Below are 13907 nucleotides of genomic sequence, written 5' to 3' on the forward strand. Positions count from 1 at the left end.
AAGAACACCGTATCGGGCGAGTCAGCCGATGTGCGGCAGCGAAGCAGGGCTGAGAAAGTGCTCGATCCGCATGCGCATCGACCGATCCATCTGGAGCGAACCCACCTCGTCGCGTCCCACCCAGCGGACTTCAACGGATTCGCTGCTCGGCGTCGGCTGCCCGCTGACCGCCCGCCCAGTGAGCACCAGTGAGAACTCCTGCCGGGCCTCCCCGTTGGAGGTGTAGAGGATCACGTGTCGAGGATCGCTGTAGGTCCCCACAAGCCCGGTGATCTCACAAGTGATACCGGTCTCTTCGAAGGTCTCACGCACGCCTGCCGCAGGAATCGATTCGCCCAGATCGATCGCTCCACCCGGCACGGCCCAGTTGCCGTTGTCGCTGCGCCGGATCATGAGAATCTCCCCGGCATCGTTGGTCACGATGACGTTCACGGACGGCACAAGGCTGTTCGGCTGGGGCGCCTCGGGATCGTCGTAGAAGTCGATGCGACGGCTCATGCCGACGACCTTACGGGCGCGTGCCCTCATGTGAGGTGGAACGGAGAGCGTCTCTCGGGCTTCAGCCACCGTCACCGGTGGCGTAGGGCCGACGAAGGAGGTCCTACGGCGTCGATCGCCCCAGCCACCCACGATGCCCGGCTGGCATCGCGATCGGCCTACGGCCGCAGGTGGGCGAAGGCCTCCGCCACGTTGCCGACGACGTGATCGGCGCGGTGCTCCTTGCCTGGCCATGTGCCGTGGTCTACCCAGATTGTGCGCAGGCCGGCGTTCCGTCCGCCTTCAATGTCCGCGGTGAGGTTGTCGCCGACCATCCACCCGCCACCGGCCAGACTCAGTCCACAGCGCTTGGCGGCTATCTCGAACAGGCCGACTTCAGGCTTGCGGATGCCTTCGACCCCGGAAACGGCATAGCCGTCCACCGCTTCGGCCAGGCCGGTTTGGCGGAGCTTACCGAGCTGGTTGTCGGCGGTGCCGTTGGTGACTATGCCGACCTTCCATCCAAGAATGCGGAGCTGAGCCAGTTCGTCGAGCACTCCCGGATACGGCTTCACCAAGTACGGCATGCGCCGCCGATACTCGGCCCACAGCTCCTCTACGGGCGTCAAGAGCTGGAAGTGCTCGCGCACGTTGCTGAAGAACGCTTCCCGGTGTGGGTGGGTGACGTGGTCGATCTCTTTCAACCACGCGACGGCGTCAGACCCGAGTCGGTGCGTCTCGGCGAACTCCTCAGCCCACAGCCCGAAGGCACTCCCCAGGTCGATCAGGGTCCGATCAAGGTCAAAGAGGACGAGTCGCTGCACAGCCCCACCCTAGAAACGATCAACGCCTCAAGCCAGACCGCTCCCACAAAAGGCCGACCGACCTGCGGTAACAACCCTAAGATCATCCCGCGTATATCCCGCGATCTTCGTCCTACGGCTGCATCCGAGTGCATCCAACTGCCTACAACGAAAAGACCTGCGGCCAAGAAACCGCAGGTCATCGACGAAAACAAGGTGCCCCCGGCAGGATTCGAACCTGCGGCACCCGCTTTAGGAGAGCGGTGCTCTATCCCCTGAGCTACGGAGGCGGACACCTGTAAGCGTAGCGAAAGACGGCCACCACATGCGCCCGCCCCACCCACCAACTTCAAGAACCAAAGTCATCCCTACCCCGACCTGCGGTAAAGCCATGACAAGCGCTCCCTAACCGGCCCGCCCGGCGTGGCTAACGTCCTGCTCGTGAGTAAAAGAACGCGCACGAGGAGGCCAGTGGGCCTTGGGGCCGCGCTTCTGGCGCCGGCGATTCTGGCCGGGGGGCTGATGGCGGGGGAGTTGGGTTATCAGCGCCAGGCCGCCGATGAGGGTAAGGGCGCGGCCGCGGCTCTTCCGGGGGGTGCGCCTGCCGTACGTGGGGTGGTGTTCGAGCCGGTGCTGGCGCCGGCGCCCGCGCGGCCGGATCGGGTGTACGGGGGGATGGTGCCGGCGCCTGAGCGGGAGCCGCAGCGGGATGAGCCGGGTGTGGTGGTGGAGCCCGGGAACGGCGGCGGGGAGACGGTGCGGGTGCCGCGGACGGAGGGGTCCGAGGGGGCTGAGCGGCCGCGGCGGGGGCCGGTGAGGCCGGCCGAAGGGTGCCCGGGGGAGTGGGAGGAGACGTGGTTGTGGGAGCTATGTCGGGAGCATGAGCGGCAATCCGTATGAACTGGACATAACGGCTCTCCGGAGTTCGGTCCGGGCACTAAGGGGGCTGTAGTAACGTGCGTGCCTGACCGAGGTAACGAGTGTGCAATGGAGGAGCCGACGGTGCCGTCCCCACGATCAGCGGGTCTGATCGCGGTCGTCGTGGCCACGAGCTTCGTCGTTGCCGTCCAGCCGGTGCGTGCGGAGACGGCGCGGGGTGCGGAGACGGCTCGGGGTGCGGAGACCGCGCAGGGTGCGGAGACGGCCCTGGGTGCGCGGGCCTCGGTGGTGGGCCTCGCGGCCGCGCTGGAGAACGATCCTGGGGATCTGACCGCGTTGCGCAAGGAGGCGGAGAAGTCCGCCAAGGAGCTCGAGGCCGCCGATAAGGCGTTGATCAAGCGACGCACCGAGATCGAGACCGCCGAGAAGGAGCTCAAGGCGACGCTCGACGAGCTGACGCTGGCGGAGCGGGAGCTGGCCGTACGGCGTAAGCCCGTCTCGCAGATCGCCGAGGCGCTGTACCAGCAGCCGCTGGCCAATGGGTTCACCTCGTTGTTGTCGGGTGAGGCCGACATCAGGACGTTGCGTGCGATGGCCGACACCGGCGAGATCGTCGCCAACCGGCAGCAGGCGATCGAGGTGACCAGCCGGCTGCATGCCGAGAAGGAGCGGCTGGCGGCGGAAGCGCAGGAGCTGCGCGCGGGGAATCTGCTGGCCGAGGCGCAGATGTCGGCGGAGGTCGATCTGATCCGGAAGCGCTCGGACAAGGTCGTCAAGTCGCTCACGCAGGCGCTGGTCAAGCTGGGCATCAAGATCGACAAGGTGGGTCGGGCCGCGCTGGGGTGCAATCCGCTCCAGATCGGGGCGGCCGACGACTATCCGAACGGGCTGATTCCAACAGATCTGCTCTGTCCGCTTCAGCAGAAGGGGCATCAACTGCGAGCGGATGCCGCCATCGCGTTCGTCAGCCTGAACGAGGCCTACAAGCGGCAGTTCGGGCGGAGCATGTGCGTGTCCGACGCCTACCGGAACCTGGCCGAGCAGCAGTCGGTCTACTACCGGCGGCCTGGGTTCGCCGCCGTGCCCGGACGGAGCAACCACGGGCTCGGGCTGGCCGTGGACTTGTGTGGAGGGGTGGAGAGGTTCCGCTCAGCCGAGTTCAACTGGCTGGAGAAGAACGGCAAGCGCTACGGGTGGATCCACCCGGATTGGGCGTACTCCAGCCCCTTCGAGCCGTGGCACTGGGAGTACGACCCCCAATCCGATTCGATCCTCTAGCCGACGCCGACCTGGGCGCAGCAGGCCGAGCAGCGCTTGGCCTCGATCGGGATCTCTGTCAGGCACTCCGGGCATTCGCGGGTGGTGGCCTCCTGCTTGGCGGCCGCGTAGTCCTTGTAGCGGGTGTACGGCCGCACGATGACGAAGTAGATGACCAGCGCCACGATGATGAACGAGACCACATGGTTGATGAAGTCGCCGTACATGAACTTCGAGCCGTTGATCGTGAAGTAGAGCTCGCTGAAGTCAGGGATGCCGCCGAAGACGCCGATCAGCGGCGTCATGATGTCCTTGACGAAAGAGTCGACGATCTGCTGGAAGGCGGCGCCGATCATGACGGCGACGGCGAGATCGATCACGTTCCCTTGCATGAGGAACTTCTTGAATCCACTCATGCGACAGATCGTAGTGGCTCAACTCCGTAGGGTGATCGAAAGTCGTTCTGAGGCTTGGGCCGCTGCCAGCTGGGCTGCTTGCTCCGGGGTGGAGGCCACGACGATCAGGCCCTCGGTCATGACTGACATGACGGTTACGCGCTCGGCGACCGTGTGAGCGCTCTGGGCGCCCTCCCAGGTGGCCATGACGCCGATGGCGGCGCCGGGGGTGAGGAGGGTGGTGATCTCGGGGTCGGAGACCCTTATGGGGGCGGCCACCGTGCCTGGGGGGAGGCGGGCGAGCAGGGCGGCGCCGAGCAGGCGGACGTCGGTGAGGATCTCGCCGCGGCGCATGGGGGTGGCGAGGGTCCTGCCCTCGAGGACGGCGCCGTCGGGTACGGCGGAGCGCGGGGCTTGGGTGCGCCGGAGATCTCCTGGGTGGAGGGGGCCGGGGGCGAGGTCTCGGGTGGCGATCAGCACTTCGGTGGTGGGACCGGGGGACGGGCTCAGGGCGGTGAGGGCGCTGAGCATCGCCAGGGCGGCCAGTGCGGCGCCGACGAGGCGACGGCGGCGGGCGAAACGACGGATCCAGGGGCGCACGATGACTCCAGTCCGGGGAGGGGAGAGGGAGCCGGGGGCGCGGATCCCGGCGAGGGGGTTAGGGGAAGAGGGATGTGAGCGAGGGCGCAACCGGCGCCGAGGACGAGGGGGAGCGGCAACTAGACGCGAGGGCGCAGGGCGAACGACGCAGCGCGCGATGGGCGGGTGGACCGCGGGCAGGGTAGCGGTCGGCGGCAGGGCAGAAGTGAGCGGGCAAGGCCAGCGGGCCAGCGGGTCAGCGGGTCAGAAGTGGGCGGGCAAGGCCAGCGGGTCGGTGGCGGGCAGGGCAGGAGCTCAGCGGGGCGCGAGCTCAGCGGGGCAGAGTGCGACAAGGCCCCACCCGCGATCGCCCCAGCCCCTAAGGCAGCTCGAACGGCAGCTTGATCCCGTCCAGCGCGTTCCCGCAAGAACACGACCGCTCCCGAGGCAACATCCCCACCGCCTCGGACACCAGCGTCCGCATCTTCGCCACATTGGCCCCGAAGAACGCCAGCACCTCCTCGTGCGTGACCCCCTCCCCGGCCTCCACCCCGGCGTCATGATCGGTCACCAGCGACAGCGACGTGTAACAAAGCGCCAGCTCCCGAGCCAGCGCAGCCTCGGGAAACCCGGTCATCCCCACGATGCTCCACCCGTTGGACGAGAACCACCGCGACTCCGCCCGCGTCGAGAACCGCGGCCCCTCGATCACCACCAGCGTCCCCCCGTCGACGACCTCCCACCCGCCGGTCATCGCCGCCGTCATCGCCACCGCCCGCCCCGACGGGCAGTACGGGTCGGCCAGGGACACGTGGACGGCGCCGTTGACGTCGTAGTACGTCTGGACCCGCCCGGAGGTGCGGTCGACGAACTGGTCGGGGATCACCAGCGCCCCCGGCCCGATCTCGGGCTTGAGCGAGCCCACGGCGCTGGGTGCGAGCACCTGGGTCACCCCGAGGGAGCGCAGTGCCCACAGGTTGGCCCGGTAGGGGATGCGATGGGGCGGAAAGCGGTGGTCGCGCCCGTGGCGCGGGATGAAGGCAACGGTGCGGGATCCGATGCGGCCCACGGTGACGACATCGCTGGGCGGGCCGTACGGAGTCGAAAGCTCGATCTCCTCGGCGTTGTCGAGCAGGGAGTAGAAGCCCGAGCCGCCGATGACGCCGATCTCTGCGCGAGTGACCATGGCGCTGAGACTAGCGGCCAGTCCAGGTGACCAACAGCGGCGGAACCCCGTTCTGTGGAAAACCGACTCCGAAGAGTTATGCAGTGAACACGATAAGTATGATCCGTTTCATGAAGCAGCAGCGGGGGCTCATGCTCATCATCATCGCGCTCATGCTCGGCATGCTCCTGGCGGCGCTCGACCAGACGATCGTCTCGACGGCTCTGCCGACGATCGTCAGCGATCTCGGCGGGCTGGAACAGCTGTCGTGGGTGGTCACGGGCTACATGCTCGCTTCGACGGTCTCGACCCCGCTCTGGGGCAAACTGGGTGACCAATACGGTCGCAAAGGGCTGTTCATCGCCGCGATCGTGATCTTCCTGATCGGTTCCGCGTTGTGCGGCCTCAGTCAGACGATGGGCCAGCTGATCGCCTTCCGCAGCCTGCAGGGACTGGGCGGCGGCGGCCTCATGGTCCTGGCGCAGGCGATCGTCGGTGACGTCGTCTCGGCCCGCGACCGCGGGAAGTACCAGGGCTTCTTCGGCGGCGTCTTCGCCGTCTCCAGCGTGATCGGCCCGCTGCTGGGCGGCCTGTTCGTCGACCACCTGTCCTGGCACTGGGTGTTCTTCATCAACCTGCCGATCGGCGTGGTGGCGCTGTTCGTGATCGCCGCGGTGCTGCCGGGCACCTCCAAGCGCACCAAGCACAAGATCGACTACGCGGGCATCGTCCTGCTCGGCGGCGCGACCTCGTGCCTGGTGCTGATGACCACCTGGGGCGGGCAGACCTACGCCTGGTCCGACCCGGTCATCATCGGCCTGATCGTCGCCGCGGTGGTCATGGTGGGCCTCTGGGCGTTCGTCGAGACCCGCGCGAAGGAGCCGGTGCTCCCGCTGCACCTGTTCAAGCTGCGTGTCTTCACGATGACGTCGCTGGTCGGCTTCGTCGTCGGTTTCGGCATGTTCGGCGCGCTGACCTATCTGCCCCTGTTCATGCAGGTCGTGTACGGCGTGAGCGCCACGGCGTCAGGGCTCCACCTGCTGCCGATGATGGTCGGCACGCTGGGCATGTCGATCCTCAGCGGCCAGCTGATCGCCAAGACCGGCAAATACCGGATCTATCCGATCCTCGGTACGGCCATTGCCACGGTCGGCATGTTCATGCTCTCCAGGCTGACCGAAACCAGCTCCACCCTGACCATGAGCATCGACCTGCTGGTCCTGGGCTGCGGCCTGGGCCTGGTGATGCAGGTGCTGGTCATCGCGGTGCAGAACGCCGTCGGCTTCGAGGATCTCGGCGTCGCCACCAGTGGCGCGACCTTCTTCCGCTCGATCGGCGGCTCGTTCGGCGTGGCCGTACTCGGCTCGGTCTTCACCTCGCGACTCAACGACGACCTGTCGCAGGTCGTGGCCACCACGCAGCTGCCGCCGGGGTTCGATCCCGCGCAGGTGCAGGCGGACCCGACCATCATCCAGACGCTTCCCGCGAACCTGCAGTCGGAGTTCCTGCACGTCTACGCCGACTCGATCGCGCAGGTCTTCACGGTCGCCACGCCGATCATGGCCGTGGCGTTCGTGTTGTCGTGGTTCATCCCGGAGGAGAAGCTCAGGGAGACCACCAAGGCCGTCGACATCGGCGAAGGGCTGGGCGCGACCTCGGCGGAGCGCAACTCGCTGGCCGAGGTCGAGCGAGGTCTGGTACGGCTGGCCGACAAGCGGCTGCGCCGTGACTTCTACGTCAAGCTGGGCGCCGAGAACGGCCTGCTGGATCTGCCGCCCGAGTCGATCTGGGTGCTGACCAGGCTGCAGGACGCCGGCTGGCTGATGGCGGAGGAACTCGCCGCGCGCGCCGACGTCACCAGGCAGGAAGGCAGGCCGTACGTCGACCGCCTGATCGAACAGGGCCTGGTGAGGCGCTCGACCGACGGCCACTCCCTGCGCCTGACCCCGCAGGGAGACGTCAAGGCCGAGGAACTGCTGCAGAGCTGCCGGCAGACGCTGCGCGAGCTGGTGGCCGACTGGGGCCCGCGGCCCGAGCTGGAGCAGCTGATCGACGAGCTGTCGCCGCAGCTGCTCGGCAGCCCGACGGACCGCCCCTAGTTGGACGAGGAGGCGGCCGGCGCGGGTGTCGTGCTCGGCTTCGACTCGGTCTTCGTGCTCTCGGTCTTGGTGCTCTCGCTCTTCGTCGCCGCGGCGGTGCTCGTGGAGGACGAGGCCGACGACGAACGGTTGTCGGTGCGGTAGAAGCCCGATCCCTTGAAGACGATGGCGGCGGCCGAGAAGACCTTGCGCAGGTTGCCCTCGCAGTTGGGGCACACCGTCAGGGCGTCGTCGGAGAACTTCTGGACGACTTCGAGCTGCTCACCGCAGTCGTTGCAGACGTACTGGTAGGTGGGCACGGACGCTCCTCCCATGGGGCTCTCTGGCACTCTGCCAACGCGACTGCTAATCATAAACGACGCGAGGTGCTGACTCATTCCAACCCTCGCTCGCCGTACCAACCGGCCAGCTTGCCCTGACGCGACACGGCCCGCATCCGGCGCTCGACCTGCTCGCGGCAGCTGGCCGAGGTGACGATCAGCACCTGGTCGCCGGCGCGCACGCGCGTGGTGTCGGACGGCACGAAGGATTTCCCGTCACGCACGATCAGCGTGACCTGCGCGTCGGAGGGCAGCCGGAGCTCGAAGATCTCCACGCCGTGCAACTGGGAGCCGGGCGGCACCTTGAGCTGCAGGAGGTCGGCGTTGAGCTCCTCCAGCGGCGCCGACTCGACCTCCAGGTCGAGCGCCTCTCCTGGCGCGCCGACACGGAGCAGGCGTGCCACGAACGGCAGGGTCGGTCCCTGGACCAGCGTGAACACCACGACAACGACGAAGACCTGGTCGAACAGCTCCTCCGAGCCCTGGACATTGTTGGCCCAGGGGATGGTGGCCAGGACGATCGGGACGGCGCCGCGCAGCCCCGCCCACGACAGGAACGCCTGCTCACGCCAGCTGATGCGATCGAGGCGCAGCACGCGTGCCGCGAACGCGGAGATCATCACCGAGATCGGCCTGGCCAGGAGCACGAGGACTGTTCCCGCGATCAGGCCGGGCACGATGGCGCTCGACATCTCCTTCGGGCTGGCGAGCAGGCCGAGCATGACGAACAGGAGGATCTGGGCGAGCCAGGCGGCGCCCTCCGCGAACCCGCGGGTCGCGGCCCGGTGGGGCAGGCGGGCGTTGCCGAGGATCAGTCCGGTGACGTAGACCGCGAGGAAGCCGGAGCCGTGCAGGAGTACGGCTCCGCCGTACGCGACGAAGGTCAGCGCCAGGACGGCGATCGGGTAGAGGCCCGAGGCCGGGAGGGCCACGTGTCGCAGCGCGAACACTCCGGCCGGGCCCACCAGGAACGCCACGGCGGCGCCGATGGCCAGCTCCAGCGCGGTGTTCCATACGAAGGTCCACAGATCAGGCATGGGCTGGGTGATCTGGCTGAGCATCACCACGATGATCACGGTCGGCGCGTCGTTGAAGCCCGATTCCGCCTCGAGGATGCCGGACAGCTTCGGCGGGAGCGGCAGCCTGCGCAGGACCGAGAAGACCGCGGCCGCGTCCGTCGAGGCCAGGACCGCGCCGAGGATGAGGGCCAGTCTCCAGTCGGTGCCGAACAGGCCGTGGACGGCGTAGGCGACCACGACGACGCTGACCCCGATGCCGAGCGTGGCCAGGATCAGGGCACTGGGTACGGCAGGGCGCACATGTCGCCAGTTGGTGGTCAGGCCGCCTTCGGCCAGGATGATCGCCAGGGCGAACATGCCGATGTGCTGGGCCAGCTCGGGATCGCTGAACTGGATGCCGATGGCCGAGTCGCCCAGCAGCAGTCCGAAGCCCAGGAAGAGCAGGAGACTGGGCAGCCCGCTCCGATGCGCCACGGCGACGGACACGATGGCGACGACGACGACGGCAGCGCCGAGCAGAATCCAGACATCGATCTCCATTTACCGCATAAGCCTAGTGAGTCCCACTGGTGTCGCGGCATAGCGGACCGCCTGGTCGTGCGGTTCCGCGGGCACCCCGTCGATCAGCTCCCCGTCGTGCAGGAGGGCGACCGTCGGGACGTTGGGACCCACCCTGGCCAGGGCCCTGTCGTAGGAGCCGCCGCCGCGGCCGAGCCGTACGCCGGTCCGCGCGTCGACGGCGAGCGCGGGGACGATCACCAGGGCGGCCGTGCGGATGGCCTCGACGCCCCTTCTGGCATCGACCGGCTCCATGATCCCGGAACGTCCCGGTGCGAGCGTGTCGGGACCGTCATAGACCGCCCAGTCCAGATCGTCATCGGACTTGTGCACAGGCAACATCACGGTGGCGCCGTGTTTCCACAGGGCGAAGACAAGGCCGTGCGTCTCCGGCTCGGAACCTATAGACCAGTAGCAGGCCACCAGCCCCGCCATCTGCACCCACGGCTGATCGAGGAGGGTTTCCCTGATGCCGACCGCGTTTGCCCGGCGCCGCTCGGGAGAAAGACAGGCACGCTGTTCCATCAACTTGCGACGGAGCTTCATCTTGTCCACGAATTACCTCCACTAGGGTCTACACCATGGCTGACTTCGACCCTGTGACGAAAGCCGTCGTGCCCGCCGCGGGTCTGGGCACCCGGTTCCTTCCGGCGACCAAGGCGACTCCCAAGGAGATGTTGCCGATCGTCGACAAGCCCGCGATCCAGTATGTCGTCGAAGAGGCGGCCTCCGCCGGGCTCCTCGACGTCCTCATGGTCACCGGCAAGAACAAACGATCGATCGAGGACCACTTCGACCGCGCCTTCGAGCTGGAGGAGGTCCTCGAGGCCAAGGGCGACGACGAGCGCCTGTCCCAGGTGCGCGAGCCCGCCTCCCTGGCGACGCTCCACTACGTGCGCCAGGGCGAGCCCAAGGGCCTGGGCCACGCCGTGCTCTGCGCCAAGCAGCACGTCGGCGACCATCCCTTCGCGTGCCTGCTCGGCGACGACCTCATCGACCACCGCGACGAGCTGCTCAAGCGCATGATCGAGGTGCGCGGCACCTACGGCGGCAGCGTCATCGCCCTCATGGAGGTCCCGCGCGAGCAGGTCTCCCTCTACGGCGTGGCGACCATCCAGGCGACCGCGGAGGACGACGTCGTTCGCGTGACCGACCTGATCGAGAAGCCGCCGGTCGACGAGGCGCCGTCCAACTGGGCGATCATCGGGCGCTACGTCATCGACCCGGCCGTCTTCGAGGTGCTCGAGAACACCCCGCCGGGGCGCGGCAACGAGATCCAGCTGACCGACGCGCTGCGCACACTGGCCGGACGCTCCACCGAGGAGGGCGGGCCCGTCCACGGCGTGCTGTTCCGCGGGCGGCGCTACGACACCGGCGACAAGCTCGACTACCTGCGCACGGTGGTGAAGTTCGCGGCCGACCGGCCCGACCTGGCACCCGACTTCGTGCCGTGGCTGCGAGAATTCCTCAATGAAGTCGGTTGACGCTCACCTGGCCGAGGTGCTGGCCACGATCCGGCCCCTGGCCCCGCTGGAGATGGAGCTGGAGCGCGCGCTCGGCACCACCCTGGCGGAGGACGTCTCCTCACCGGTGCCGCTGCCGCCCTTCGACAACTCGGCCATGGACGGCTACGCCGTACGCTCCGCCGACCTGTCGAGCATCCCGGTCACGCTGCCGGTCGTCGACGACGTCGCGGCCGGCTCCGGTGAGCTGCGCGCGGTCGGCCCCGGGCACACCGTCCGGATCATGACCGGCGCGCCGGTCCCGCCCGGCGCGGACGCCGTCGTGCCCGTCGAGTGGACCGACGGCGGCACCGCCTCCGTGGTGATCAACCGCGGCGCCTCCGCGGGCAACGCGATCCGGCGCGCCGGCGAAGACGTGCAGGCCGGCGAGATCGTGCTGAAGTCGGGCACGGTCATCGGGCCCACCCAGCTCGGCATCCTGGCCGGGGTGGGCCGCCGCCGCGTCTGGGTGCGCCCGCGCCCGCGTGTCGTCGTCATCGCCACCGGCGCAGAGCTCGTCGAACCTGGCAACACGCTCGGCCCCGGCCAGATCTGGGATTCCAACAGCTACACCCTGGCCGCGGCCGTACGGCACGCCGGCGGCGAGAGCTTCCGCGTCGGGATCGTCGGCGACGACCCCGCCGACTTCCTCGACCAGCTCGACGCTCAGCTCGTCCGCGCCGACGTGGTGATCACCAGTGGCGGGGTCTCCATGGGCGCCTACGAGCCGGTCAAGGAGGCGCTGTCGCCGCTGGGCACGGTGCGTTTCGAGCGCGTCGCCATGCAGCCCGGCATGCCGCAGGGCTTCGGCGTGGTGGGCGAGGACCACGTCCCGATCTTCGCGCTGCCCGGCAACCCGGTCTCGTCCTTCGTGTCGTTCGTGCTCTTCGTGGAGCCGGCGCTGCGCAAGATGAAGGGCCTGCCGGTCACCCCGCACGCGCTGGGCAGGGCGACCACGGCCGGGCCGCTGCGCTCGCCCGAGGGACGGCGCTCCTACCTGCGCGGCGTGCTCTCCTCCGACGGCACCGTCGCGCCGGTCCACGGGCAGGGCTCCCACCAGCTCGCCGCCCTGGCGACGGCCAACTGCCTGATCATCGTCCCCGAAGACGTCACCGAGCTGCCCGCGGGCACGGTGGTGGAGGTGCTGCCCCTGTGAGCCGCTTCACCCACCTCGACGAGAGCGGCGCCGCACGCATGGTCGACGTGTCCGCCAAGGACACCTCCATCCGTACGGCGACCGCGACCGGCCGGGTGCTGCTGTCGGGCGAGGCGGTCGAGCTGCTGCGCTCGGGCGACAACCCCAAGGGCGACGCGCTCGGCGTGGCCCGCATCGCGGGGATCATGGGGGCCAAGCGCACGCCTGACCTCGTCCCCCTGTGCCACCCGATCGCGCTGCACGGCGTCAAGGTCACGCTGGAGATCGTCGACTCGGGGGTGGAGATCACCTGCGTGGTCAAGACCGCCGATCGCACCGGTGTCGAGATGGAGGCGCTGACGGCCGTGGCGGTCGCCGGGCTCGCGCTGATCGACATGGTCAAGGCGGTCGACCCCGGCGCGACCATCAGCGATGTGCGGGTCGAGGAGAAGACCGGGGGCAAAACTGGCGTCTGGACTCGGTCATGACGACGCCCTGGCCGGCCTCGGGCACGCGGAGCGGGTCATGAGCGTGCGAGCTCTCGTCGTCACCGTCTCCAATCGAGCCTCCGCCGGCGTCTACGCCGACAAATCAGGACCCGTCCTGGCCGCCGGCCTCGCCGAGGTCTGCGACGTCGAGGGCCCGCTCGTCGTTCCCGACGGCCAGGCCGTCGAAGACGCACTCCGCAAGGGCGTCTCCGACGGGTACGACGTCATCGTCACCACCGGAGGCACCGGGCTCACGCCTCAGGACCTCACTCCGGAGATGACCGCGCGCGTAATTTCTCGGGAAATTCCCGGCATCGCGGAGGCCATACGTCAGGCAAGCCGCGACAAAGTTCCGACATCCATCCTTTCGCGAGGACTTGCCGGACAAGCCGGGAACACGCTGATCGTGAACCTGCCCGGATCCACCGGCGGCGTGCGTGACGGCCTTGCCGTACTCCTGCCTGTCCTTCGTCATGCTGTGGATCAGATTCGTGGTGGCGACCACCCTCGCTGAGAGATGATGCAGGTGTGGATCGATTTCGCGGCTGGCCCGCCACCCTGACCGAGGGGCCCGTGGGGCTTCGGCCCCTGCGGCTGACCGACGTCCGGATGTGGCGCGAGACCCGGCTGCGCAACGCCGACTGGCTGCGTCCATGGGAGCCCAGCAACCCCGAGACCCCGCTGTTCCGCACCGGGCTCGGGCCGTACGTCTCCATGGTCGGCACGCTCCGCCGCGAGGCCCGCCAAGGCCTGTCCATGCCCTGGGTCATGACCTACCAGGGCCGCTTCGCCGGCCAGCTCACCGTCGGCGCCATCGTCTGGGGCTCGGCCCGCTCCGCCCAGGTCGGCTACTGGATCGACGGCGCACTCGCCGGCCGCGGCATCACCCCCACCGCCCTGGCCATGGCGGTCGACCACTGCTTCTTCACCGCCGGACTTCACCGCATCGAGGCCAACATTCGGCCAGAGAACTCCGCCAGCCGCCGCGTGGTTGAGAAACTCGGGTTCAGGGAAGAAGGCATTCGGCGCCGTCAACTCCACATCGACGGGGCCTGGCGTGACCACATCTGCTACGCGTTGACCGTCGAGGACGCCCCTCGCGGCCTGCTCGTGCAGTGGCGTCGAGCCGGGTCCGCGGTGGAAGAGCTTTGACGATCTCGCGACACACCGCACCGAATGCTCGTCAATCAGTGACACGCGGTCTTACGGTGCGTGACGTGAGCACATCGAA

The 13907-nt window shown here is 68.4% G+C and carries 15 protein-coding genes and 1 tRNA gene; 7 read left to right on the plus strand and 9 right to left on the minus strand.

All coding sequences use genetic code 11. The features are described from left to right. Positions 1-21: 21 nt before the first annotated feature. The 3 genes from HNR30_RS34050 to HNR30_RS34060 form a co-directional block, all read right to left on the minus strand. Positions 22-498 (minus strand): NUDIX hydrolase, encoded by a 477-nt coding sequence (locus HNR30_RS34050; protein ID WP_181614218.1) that lies wholly within the window; start codon positions 496-498, stop codon positions 22-24. Between the two features lie 158 nt (positions 499-656). Next, positions 657-1301, minus strand: coding sequence for an HAD family hydrolase (locus tag HNR30_RS34055; RefSeq protein WP_181614219.1), 645 nt, complete (start codon positions 1299-1301; stop codon positions 657-659). Positions 1302-1497: 196 nt separating this feature from the next. Next, positions 1498-1570 (minus strand) — tRNA-Arg (locus tag HNR30_RS34060). A gap of 712 nt (positions 1571-2282) precedes the next feature. Here HNR30_RS34060 and HNR30_RS34065 point away from each other — a divergent pair. After that, positions 2283-3437 carry a D-alanyl-D-alanine carboxypeptidase family protein gene (locus HNR30_RS34065; RefSeq protein WP_312894825.1) on the plus strand — a complete coding sequence of 385 codons (1155 nt, stop codon included), beginning with the start codon at positions 2283-2285 and terminating at the stop codon, positions 3435-3437. Here the strand turns inward: HNR30_RS34065 and mscL are convergent. The 3 genes from mscL to HNR30_RS34080 all read right to left on the minus strand — a co-directional run bounded on the left by mscL (position 3434) and on the right by HNR30_RS34080 (position 5576). After that, on the minus strand, positions 3434-3832 hold the full coding sequence (gene mscL / locus HNR30_RS34070; protein ID WP_181614220.1) for a large conductance mechanosensitive channel protein MscL: 399 nt from the start codon (positions 3830-3832) through the stop codon (positions 3434-3436). The genes HNR30_RS34065 and mscL overlap by 4 nt on opposite strands. 18 nt (positions 3833-3850) lie before the next feature. Then, positions 3851-4411: a CpaB family protein gene (locus HNR30_RS34075; protein WP_220134304.1), complete on the minus strand. Its 561-nt coding sequence runs from the start codon at positions 4409-4411 to the stop codon at positions 3851-3853. A 358-nt stretch (positions 4412-4769) separates the two neighbouring features. Then, positions 4770-5576 carry an S-methyl-5'-thioadenosine phosphorylase gene (locus HNR30_RS34080; protein ID WP_181614221.1) on the minus strand — a complete coding sequence of 269 codons (807 nt, stop codon included), beginning with the start codon at positions 5574-5576 and terminating at the stop codon, positions 4770-4772. An 83-nt stretch (positions 5577-5659) separates the two neighbouring features. Between HNR30_RS34080 and HNR30_RS34085 the strand changes: the two genes are divergently transcribed. Continuing rightward, positions 5660-7654 (plus strand): MFS transporter, encoded by a 1995-nt coding sequence (locus HNR30_RS34085; protein WP_376771770.1) that lies wholly within the window; start codon positions 5660-5662, stop codon positions 7652-7654. On the opposite strand, the gene HNR30_RS34090 is transcribed toward HNR30_RS34085, so the two are convergent. The 3 genes from HNR30_RS34090 to HNR30_RS34100 all read right to left on the minus strand — a co-directional run bounded on the left by HNR30_RS34090 (position 7651) and on the right by HNR30_RS34100 (position 10106). Further along, on the minus strand, positions 7651-7953 hold the full coding sequence (locus HNR30_RS34090) for an FmdB family zinc ribbon protein (protein WP_181614223.1): 303 nt from the start codon (positions 7951-7953) through the stop codon (positions 7651-7653). The two genes, HNR30_RS34085 and HNR30_RS34090, sit on opposite strands and share 4 nt — an antisense overlap. Positions 7954-8027: 74 nt before the next feature. After that, positions 8028-9533, minus strand: coding sequence for a potassium/proton antiporter (locus tag HNR30_RS34095; RefSeq protein WP_181614224.1), 1506 nt, complete (start codon positions 9531-9533; stop codon positions 8028-8030). Next, the gene (locus HNR30_RS34100) at positions 9534-10106 is read right to left on the minus strand and encodes a 5-formyltetrahydrofolate cyclo-ligase (RefSeq protein ID WP_181614225.1); all 573 of its coding nucleotides are present in this window, start codon (positions 10104-10106) and stop codon (positions 9534-9536) included. Positions 10107-10132: 26 nt separating this feature from the next. Between HNR30_RS34100 and galU the strand changes: the two genes are divergently transcribed. The 5 genes from galU to HNR30_RS34125 are packed head-to-tail and all read left to right on the plus strand — an operon-like array spanning position 10133 to position 13828. Then, entirely contained in the window at positions 10133-11035 is a 903-nt protein-coding gene (galU, locus tag HNR30_RS34105; RefSeq protein WP_181614226.1) for a UTP--glucose-1-phosphate uridylyltransferase GalU, read from the plus strand. After that, positions 11022-12209, plus strand: coding sequence for a molybdotransferase-like divisome protein Glp (glp, locus tag HNR30_RS34110; protein ID WP_181614227.1), 1188 nt, complete (start codon positions 11022-11024; stop codon positions 12207-12209). The genes galU and glp overlap by 14 nt, the downstream gene beginning before the upstream one ends. Continuing rightward, complete coding sequence (gene moaC / locus HNR30_RS34115) at positions 12206-12676, plus strand: cyclic pyranopterin monophosphate synthase MoaC (protein ID WP_181614228.1); 471 nt, start codon at positions 12206-12208, stop codon at positions 12674-12676. Before glp ends, moaC begins: the two co-directional genes overlap by 4 nt. A 37-nt stretch (positions 12677-12713) precedes the next feature. After that, entirely contained in the window at positions 12714-13190 is a 477-nt protein-coding gene (locus tag HNR30_RS34120; protein ID WP_181614229.1) for a MogA/MoaB family molybdenum cofactor biosynthesis protein, read from the plus strand. Between the two features lie 14 nt (positions 13191-13204). Further along, on the plus strand, positions 13205-13828 hold the full coding sequence (locus tag HNR30_RS34125; protein WP_181614230.1) for a GNAT family N-acetyltransferase: 624 nt from the start codon (positions 13205-13207) through the stop codon (positions 13826-13828). Positions 13829-13907: the final 79 nt, after the last annotated feature.

This window comes from Nonomuraea soli (genome assembly GCF_013761175.1).
Lineage (GTDB): Bacteria > Actinomycetota > Actinomycetes > Streptosporangiales > Streptosporangiaceae > Nonomuraea > Nonomuraea soli.

Excerpts from the sequence above, each read along its gene's own strand:
- galU (WP_181614226.1), top strand. The coding sequence starts at position 10,133 with ATGGCTGACTTCGACCCTGTGACGAAAGCCGTCGTGCCCGCCGCGGGT.
- glp (WP_181614227.1), top strand. The coding sequence starts at position 11,022 with ATGAAGTCGGTTGACGCTCACCTGGCCGAGGTGCTGGCCACGATCCGG.
- HNR30_RS34050 (WP_181614218.1), bottom strand. The coding sequence starts at position 498 with ATGAGCCGTCGCATCGACTTCTACGACGATCCCGAGGCGCCCCAGCCG.
- mscL (WP_181614220.1), bottom strand. The coding sequence starts at position 3,832 with ATGAGTGGATTCAAGAAGTTCCTCATGCAAGGGAACGTGATCGATCTC.
- HNR30_RS34120 (WP_181614229.1), top strand. The coding sequence starts at position 12,714 with ATGAGCGTGCGAGCTCTCGTCGTCACCGTCTCCAATCGAGCCTCCGCC.
- HNR30_RS34080 (WP_181614221.1), bottom strand. The coding sequence starts at position 5,576 with ATGGTCACTCGCGCAGAGATCGGCGTCATCGGCGGCTCGGGCTTCTAC.
- HNR30_RS34095 (WP_181614224.1), bottom strand. The coding sequence starts at position 9,533 with ATGGAGATCGATGTCTGGATTCTGCTCGGCGCTGCCGTCGTCGTCGTC.